This is a genomic window from Halomonas citrativorans, from assembly GCF_014898005.1.
In the GTDB taxonomy this organism is placed as follows: Bacteria; Pseudomonadota; Gammaproteobacteria; order Pseudomonadales; family Halomonadaceae; genus Vreelandella; species Vreelandella citrativorans.
In genome coordinates this window covers 97,045-103,969 of sequence record NZ_JABUYX010000009.1, presented here as the reverse complement: position 1 = coordinate 103,969, position 6,925 = coordinate 97,045, and the positions used below count along the sequence as shown (strand labels likewise).

Here is a 6,925-nt window from a genome sequence, read left to right as displayed (position 1 = left end):
AGGGATGATCAGCCCAGAGGCGTTTGAAGTCCGAATGATCGCTTAAACGAGTGTCCACTGTTGCTGGGTAAGATCATGACGGCCGATGACAGTTTGGCAGGAGTGCGAGAAAAGATGCTGGACAGTATTATGCTACTGATCAAGAACTGGTAACGGACCGATCAGATGCTATCAGCGCGGATCATCGTTGTCCTGATCTGGTGACAACCGCTGCACTTCATCCAGCAGGCTCATCAAGGTGCGGTATTTCTCCGGGCCAAGCCGCTTCTGGATTTTCTGGTATTGGCGCATCATTTCCCCTTTCATGCTGTCGAACAGCTCATTCCCCTGGGGGGTCAGAGTGACGCAAAGACGTCGCTGGTCGTTTTCGGGCTTCCAGCGACTGACCAGCCCATTCTGCTCAAGACGCACCAGCACCCCGGTCAGGCTCGGGCGTAGAATGCAGGCAAGCTCGGCCAACTGGTAGCTCTCCAGTGTCTGCTCTTCGGCTTGCCACAGGATGCGAATAACGCGCCACTGCTGCTCGGTAATGTTGTTGTGGTTAAGGTGTGGCCGGAAAAAATCCATGGCGGATTCACGGGCTTGAAGCAGTGCCAGAGTCATTGAAGGAGTCGGACGCGACATGTGCTGCCTTTTTCTAAAAAATTCCGAGACGATAGCGGCTCTTGTCATAGAATCGCCGAAGATAGGTGTAAAGCGGAGTCTTATCAAGGAGCGGACAATACCACACTCACTCGCTTGCTACATGACCTGACGCATGGCATCTGGATAGCAAAAATGGCGCTTTTTCAGCGACCACTAAGCATCTGGCACTTCTAGTTGAAAGCCAAGGGCGCATTCCGTGACCAGAAGTGATGCAACGAACCAGAAATGACCGGCCCTCATGCGCGAGCCGGGGCCGACCATTCAGATCATATCAACTATAATGTAATGACTGTCTACTTGATTCCCATGCACAGGTACTTGATTTCGAGATAATCCTCGATGCCGTAGTGGGAGCCTTCACGACCAACGCCCGAGGCCTTGATGCCACCAAACGGAGCAACTTCTGTCGAGATGAGGCCCTCGTTGATGCCGACCATGCCGTACTCCAGTGCCTCGCCCATGCGCCAGCTGCGTCCCAGGTTCTGCGTGTAGACGTAGGCGGCTAAGCCGAAAGGCGTGTCGTTGGCCATGGCGATGGCCTCCTGCTCGGTGCTGAAACGAAACAGCGGTGCGAGCGGGCCGAAAGTCTCCTCACCGGCTACGTCCATCGCCTTCGTCACCTCACCCAGGACCGTCGGCTCGAAGAAGTTGCCGCCCAGCGCGTGAGACTCGCCGCCGCAGAGCACCTTCGCGCCGTGGCCGACGGCGTTGTCGATGTGGGCGCGTATCTTATCGACAGCTTTTTGATTGATCAACGGCCCCTGTTGGGCGCCTTCTTCTTCGGCAGCGGCGACCTTGAGCGCCTTGACGGCGGCGACCAGTTTTTCGCTGAAGGCATCGTAGACCGCATCGTGAACCAGAAACCGGTTGGTGCAAACGCAGGTCTGGCCACTGTTACGGAATTTCGAGGCAATCGCGCCTTCGACCGCCGCGTCCAGGTCGGCGTCATCAAACACGATAAAGGGCGCATTGCCACCCAGCTCCATGCTCACCTTCTTGATCGTGCCAGCGCACTCTTCCATCAGTTGACGGCCGATCTCGGTGGAGCCGGTAAAGGAGAGCTTGCGGATGGTTTCGCTGTGGGTGAGCTCGGTACCAATCTCGCCGGCGCGTCCGGCCACCACGTTGAACACCCCGGCAGGTACGCCTGCGCGCTCGGCAAGCTCGGCCAGCGCCAGCGCGGAAAGCGGAGTCTCGGAGGCAGGCTTCAGAACCATCGTGCAGCCAGCGGCCAGTGCAGGGCCAGCCTTGCGGGTAATCATGGCGATGGGGAAGTTCCACGGCGTGATCGCCGCGACCACGCCCACTGGCTGCTTGATCACCACCAGCCGACGGTCGGGCTTGTCGTTGGGGATCACATCGCCGTAGACGCGCTTACCTTCCTCGGCGAACCACTCGATGAAGCTGGCGCCATAGTAGGCCTCACCGCGGCTCTCGGCCAGCGGCTTGCCCTGCTCCGCGCTTAGAATGCGGGCCAGGTCTTCCTTGTGCTCCTGCATCAGCGCGAACCAGCGCTTGAGAATGAGCGAGCGGGCCTTGGCGGTCATGTCACGCCATGCCGGAAGCGCCTTTTGGGCAGCGTCAATGGCACGCTGGGTTTCGGCCGTGCCCACACGGGCTACGGTGGCAACGGTATCGCCGTTGGCCGGATTGGTCACATCAAAAGTGTCGCCGTTGTCAGCATCGAGCCATTGGCCGTTAATGTAAGCCTGTTGGCGTAGCAGACGAGTGTCGTTGAGATTCATGAGTCATTCCGAAATTGAGGGCCTGACATGCACAGGCCCAGGTGAAAACAAAAACGGGGAGCCGTCGCGTAATCAGTACACCGATGAGGCGGGCGTGGTCGGAACATCACCGTCCTTGAACTCGCCAGCCAGTGTTTTCAGCGAGCCCATCAACAGGCTGGTATCCACACCCACGGCCACGAAGGTGGCACCCAGTTCGAGGTAGCGCTTGGCCAACGTCTTGTTGGCCGAGAGAATGCCCGCGGCCTTGCCAGCCTGCTGAATGCGGCCAATACCGTCTTCGATGGCACGCTGCACGTTGTCGTGCCCCGGATCACCGCGGTGACCGAGCGAAGCGCTTAGATCAGCCGGCCCGATGAAAACGCCGTCGACGCCCTCGACAGCGGCAATTTCATCCAGATTTTCCAGCCCCTCTTTGGTTTCGATCTGTACCAGCAGGCAGACCTCTTCATCGGCGTGATCGAGATAGCCCGGAATCGAGTTCCAGCGCGAGGCGCGCGCCAGCGCACTGCCCACCCCGCGGATGCCGACCGGCGGATAGCGAGTGGCGCGCACCAGTTCGCGGGCCTGCTCGGCGGTATCGACCATCGGCACCAGCAGCGTCTGAACACCAAGATCCAAGTATTGCTTGATCGTCGCCGCGTCACCCACCGGCGGGCGCGCTACCGGCTGGACCGGATAAGGCGCCACCGCCTGAAGCTGCTCTAGAATGGTGCGCAGATCGTTTGGGGCGTGTTCGCCGTCAATCAAAAGCCAGTCGAAACCGGCGTTGGCGGCAAGCTCGGCACAGTAGCCGTTGGCAAGCCCCAGCCAGAGACCGATCTGGGCTTGCTGGTTGCCAATGGCCTGCTTGAAGGTATTGCTGGGCATGTCCATAAGGCACTCCTTGAAAGTTGGCGTATCGCTTTACATCGGGAAAACGGCGTTGATTTGACCAGTACCGGAGCTGCCGAACGGTGCGGTCAAAATTTCGGCCGGACGGTCATAGCCCTCGCCGAGCACGCCCATCAGCATCGCGGTATCATGCATGCCGCCCTCGCCGTAGCAGTGCTGGGCGTACTCCGGCAGCATCTTGCGAAACTCGTCAAACTTACCTTCGCGCCATAGCTCGACCACACGAATGTCCATCTGGCGGTCGAATTCTCGGGTCCAGCGGTGCAGGTTCTCGAGCGCATTGACGTTGTCGCTGAAGCGGTGGGAAAGCGACCCCGAGGCCAGCACCATCACCTTGTGATCGCTTGCCTCGATCGCCTGGCGCACGGCGGCGCCGAAGCGAATGCTGTCATTAAGGTCGTGCCAAGCATCCCAGGCGGCGATGGAGATCACCTTGAAGGGCTGCTCTTCCGGCACATCCATGTGCATGTAGCGCATGGGCACCAAGGTGCCGTATTCGAGCTTGAGGCTCTCGATATTGTGCGCCATGGTGCGAATATCGGAGTCGTTGGCGTACTCGGCGATCGCCCGGCCCAGGTCGGGGCAGCCGTCGTACTTGTAGGCCATGTTCTGAATGAAGTGCGGCAGCTCGTTGCTGGTATAGATACCTTCAAAATGATCGCCGCAGTTGATGTGATAGCCGCTGTTGACCAACCAGTGCGTGTCAAAGACCACGGCGACGTCGGCGCCGAGTTCACGGGCGCGACGAGCGATCTCCTTGTGACCGGCGATCGCTTCGGCGCGACAGCCATGATGCGGTCCGGGCTGCTCGGAGAGGTACATCGAGGGGACGTGCGTGATCTTGGCAGCAAGTACGATTTCACCCATGAGAAAATTCCTTGAAACGGACGGGCTGGTCAAGGCGACCTGCACGGCAGGCAGGCAACGTTATGGAGCGAAGCACCCGTCGATGGTTAATATAGAGGCCTGTCGGACGGTAACACCGCGCAAGCTCAGGAGAACAATCATGGCGCTGGATCTCATTCCCAATATCACGATTGGTCAGGAGTACGACCAGCGCTATGCCGATGCGACGGTGCATTACGATGCGCTGGGTCGCATGGCGGATTTCTACGGGCGCAACATGCCGGTCCATCATCATGACCGGTTCTTTCAGGTGCACTACGTCAAAAGTGGCATGGTGCGGGTCTATCTGGACGAGCGGCAATTTCACCAGCAGGGGCCGATGTTTTTTCTGACGCCGCCGACCGTGCCCCACTCCTTTACCACCGAAGACAGCAGCGACGGCCATGTGCTGACGGTGCGCCAGCAGCTGGTGTGGTCGCTGCTCGAAGAGATTCCCGAGCTGGGCGACGCCTCGACCGTGACACCGGTGTGCGTGGCGACCGGCCGGGTCAGTGACGAGACGAGACCGGAAGTGAATCGCGTCGAACGGCTGTTTGACGAGCTGCGCCTCGAGTTCGAGGCCGACCGGCCGGGCCGGGAGGCGGCGCTGATCACCCTGACGCGGCTGATCTTCATCGGTCTGTTCCGCCTGTCGGCCAACTCGCTCAAAGCCCAGAGCGTGCGTCACGACGAGCTGTCGCTGTTTCACCGCTTCAATCTGGAGATCGAGGCCCGCTATCGAGCGCACTGGACGCTGGCGAACTATGCCCGCGTTCTCAACGTTACCGAGGCGCGCCTCAACAACGTCTGTCGACGCATCGCCGGGGTGCCCAGCAAGCAGGTGATTCACGACCGCGTGATGCAGGAGGCGCGGCGCCTGCTGATCTTCACCCGCATGAGCGTCAACGAGATCGCCTACCAGCTCGGGTTCAAGGACCCCGCCTACTTCTGTCGATTCTTTGCGCGTCATTCGGGTACCACCCCCTCGGGTTACCGTTGCGATCCGCCCGTTCGTGAATAGCGGGTGTCGTCTAGTCGAATGTCAATGACACGAACCCGAACGGGCCATAGTCGGCTTCGATCCGGCTGCCGGACGGGCATTCGACCGGGCCGATGAACGAGCCCGACAGGATGACCTGGCCGGCCTCGATGCGCTGACCGTAAGTCGCCATGCGCCGTGCCAGCCAGACGAGCCCGGTGACCGGATCGTCCAGCACGCCGGCGCCGAGGCCGGTGGCCACCACGTCGTTGTTATGCTTAACAATCGAGCCGACCCAGCGTAAATCCAGCGCCCGCGGGTCGTGGCGCTCACTGCCCAGCACGATGCCAGCGTTGGCGGCATTATCGGAGACGGTGTCAAAGATCACCCGCGCTTGACCGGTCTCTGCGTCCTTTCTGACGATGCGGGTATCGAGAATTTCGATGGCCGGTGTCACGTAGTCGGTGGCGGCCAGCACGTCCTCGCGGGTGACCTCCCCTTCCAGCGGTGCCTTCATGACAAAGGCAATCTCGGCCTCGATGCGCGGTTGGATGAAGTGGCCCTTCGGAATCACGGCGCCGCTGTCGAAGCGCATGTAGTCATAGAGCACACCGCTGTCGGGCGTGTCGATACCGAGCGCATCCTGCATCACCTTGGACGTCAGGCCGATTTTCCAGCCGATGATGTCGTGCTCACCCTTCTTTCGCTCCATCTGGGCAGTCTGGATCGCGTAGGCATCATCCAGTGTCATGTCCGGATAGGCTTTTGACAGCAGCCCGATCTGCTCGCGGCTCTTCTCCGCCTCAAGCAGTGCCTCTGCCGCTTCGTTGATTTGCGTCTCAGTGAGCGCCATGACGTTCATCCTCTACGCCGTTGACCAGTTTACCGATACCCTCGGCTTCCACCTCGACGACGTCGCCGGGCTTGAGCCAGACCGGCGGCTCGAAACGGGCACCGGCGCCGGTGGGCGTACCGCAGACGATGACATCACCCGGCACCAGGGTGGTGAAGGTCGAGACGTAGTTCACGATATAGCGGAAATCGAACATCATGCGCGAGGTGCGATCATTCTGGCGAACTTCGCCGTTGACCCGGGTGGTCAGTTCGATGTCATCGAGCTGCTCCGCGCGCTTGAACGGCACAAGCCAGGGGCCGATGGCACCGGTAGCATCGAAGTTCTTGCCCTGGGTGACGTTGAACTTGGCGTGGCGCACCCAGTCGCGAATGGTGCCTTCGTTGCACAGCGTCAGGGCGGCGATGTGCTCATAGGCCTTTTCGCGGGAAATACGGCGACCGCCCTTGCCGATCACGATGGTGACTTCGCCTTCGTAGTCGAGCTGTTCGCTCTCCGGCGGGCGCACGAGATTTTCGTTGTGGCCAACAAAGCTGCGCGGGAAGCGGATGAACAGCGACGGCTTGCTCGGCGCGGCCTGGCCGTCCTTGTACTCCTCGTTGCGCGAGGGGAAGTTGACGCCGACGCAGATCAGCTTTTCCGGATTAATGATCGGAATGAGGTAGCTGACGTCTTCTTCGCGGTAGCTCGGGCTGCGGCCGTCGGCAGCATGCAGCAGCTCGTCGATGGCGCCGGCCTCGACCACTTCCTTGAGCCCCTTAAAGCGGGCACCGAACTCCGGCGTCAGGTCGACGATGCCGCTGTCGGTAACGACACCGTAGCGGTCGGCGCCATTGGCACGGAAGGAAGCGAGGCGAGGCGGAAGGGCGTTACTCATGAACAGTCTCCTGACGGCCCGAGTGGTCCCGGGCCCTTTTGAGTCAA

Annotated in this window: 7 protein-coding genes; 1 reads left to right on the top strand and 6 read right to left on the bottom strand. The window is 60.5% G+C overall.

Annotated elements, in window-relative coordinates; translation table 11 throughout:
• Positions 1-171 precede the first annotated feature (171 nt).
• From hpaR to hpaD, 4 genes are all read right to left on the bottom strand, one after another.
• A complete protein-coding gene (gene hpaR / locus INT20_RS10875; RefSeq protein WP_193056950.1) occupies positions 172-624 on the bottom strand; it encodes a homoprotocatechuate degradation operon regulator HpaR in 453 nt (150 codons plus the stop codon).
• Positions 625-938: 314 nt separating this feature from the next.
• On the bottom strand, positions 939-2,390 hold the full coding sequence (gene gabD, locus INT20_RS10870) for an NADP-dependent succinate-semialdehyde dehydrogenase (RefSeq protein WP_193056949.1): 1,452 nt from the start codon (positions 2,388-2,390) through the stop codon (positions 939-941).
• A gap of 72 nt (positions 2,391-2,462) precedes the next feature.
• On the bottom strand, positions 2,463-3,266 hold the full coding sequence (hpaI, locus tag INT20_RS10865; RefSeq protein ID WP_193056948.1) for a 4-hydroxy-2-oxoheptanedioate aldolase: 804 nt from the start codon (positions 3,264-3,266) through the stop codon (positions 2,463-2,465).
• A 30-nt stretch (positions 3,267-3,296) separates the two neighbouring features.
• Positions 3,297-4,151 carry a 3,4-dihydroxyphenylacetate 2,3-dioxygenase gene (gene hpaD, locus INT20_RS10860; RefSeq protein ID WP_193056947.1) on the bottom strand — a complete coding sequence of 285 codons (855 nt, stop codon included), beginning with the start codon at positions 4,149-4,151 and terminating at the stop codon, positions 3,297-3,299.
• Between the two features lie 139 nt (positions 4,152-4,290).
• Between hpaD and hpaA the strand changes: the two genes are divergently transcribed.
• Entirely contained in the window at positions 4,291-5,190 is a 900-nt protein-coding gene (hpaA, locus tag INT20_RS10855) for a 4-hydroxyphenylacetate catabolism regulatory protein HpaA (RefSeq protein WP_193056946.1), read from the top strand.
• Between the two features lie 10 nt (positions 5,191-5,200).
• Here hpaA and hpaH read toward each other — a convergent pair whose 3' ends face one another.
• Both hpaH and INT20_RS10845 read right to left on the bottom strand, forming a co-directional pair.
• Positions 5,201-6,001, bottom strand: a complete 801-nt coding sequence (hpaH, locus tag INT20_RS10850) for a 2-oxo-hept-4-ene-1,7-dioate hydratase (RefSeq protein WP_193056945.1) — start codon at positions 5,999-6,001, stop codon at positions 5,201-5,203.
• Positions 5,988-6,878 (bottom strand): fumarylacetoacetate hydrolase family protein, encoded by an 891-nt coding sequence (locus INT20_RS10845; RefSeq protein ID WP_193056944.1) that lies wholly within the window; start codon positions 6,876-6,878, stop codon positions 5,988-5,990. The genes hpaH and INT20_RS10845 overlap by 14 nt, the downstream gene beginning before the upstream one ends.
• Positions 6,879-6,925 lie beyond the last annotated feature (47 nt).

What these genes read in the sequence shown, in the direction of transcription:
- hpaR (WP_193056950.1), bottom strand. Translation starts at nt 624, where the DNA reads ATGTCGCGTCCGACTCCTTCAATGACTCTGGCACTGCTTCAAGCCCGT.
- gabD (WP_193056949.1), bottom strand. Translation starts at nt 2,390, where the DNA reads ATGAATCTCAACGACACTCGTCTGCTACGCCAACAGGCTTACATTAAC.
- hpaI (WP_193056948.1), bottom strand. Translation starts at nt 3,266, where the DNA reads ATGGACATGCCCAGCAATACCTTCAAGCAGGCCATTGGCAACCAGCAA.
- hpaD (WP_193056947.1), bottom strand. Translation starts at nt 4,151, where the DNA reads ATGGGTGAAATCGTACTTGCTGCCAAGATCACGCACGTCCCCTCGATG.
- hpaA (WP_193056946.1), top strand. Translation starts at nt 4,291, where the DNA reads ATGGCGCTGGATCTCATTCCCAATATCACGATTGGTCAGGAGTACGAC.
- hpaH (WP_193056945.1), bottom strand. Translation starts at nt 6,001, where the DNA reads ATGGCGCTCACTGAGACGCAAATCAACGAAGCGGCAGAGGCACTGCTT.
- INT20_RS10845 (WP_193056944.1), bottom strand. Translation starts at nt 6,878, where the DNA reads ATGAGTAACGCCCTTCCGCCTCGCCTCGCTTCCTTCCGTGCCAATGGC.